The sequence below is a fragment of the Sedimentibacter sp. B4 genome, from assembly GCF_000309315.1.
GTDB classification, from domain to species: Bacteria; Bacillota; Clostridia; order Tissierellales; family Sedimentibacteraceae; genus Sedimentibacter; species Sedimentibacter saalensis.
On the sequence record NZ_CANG01000767.1, the window covers coordinates 1 to 241 of the forward strand.

General features: G+C 68.5%; 1 pseudogene. It reads left to right on the forward strand.

The features are described 5' to 3' along the window. A pseudogene (locus tag BN358_RS26950) lies at window positions 1–241 on the forward strand (glutamate--tRNA ligase); the annotation flags it as partial.

The following is a 241-nucleotide window of genomic DNA, read 5'->3' on the forward strand; positions in this document are numbered from 1 at the left end:
TGGCGAAGGTGAACACGACCGGCCCGATTTTCGACCTGGCGAAGCTGAACGCGTTGAACGGGCACTACATCCGGGCCCTGTCTGCCGACGAGCTGGCCGACCGGGTGGTCGAGTTCGCCGTCCGCGAGGGCCAGTGGACGCAGCCCTCGGAGCACGACGTCGCCCTGCTCCGCAAGGCCGTCCCGCTGGTGCAGGAGCGGCTGGTGCTGCTCAGCGAGGCGGTACCGAAACTGGCCTACCT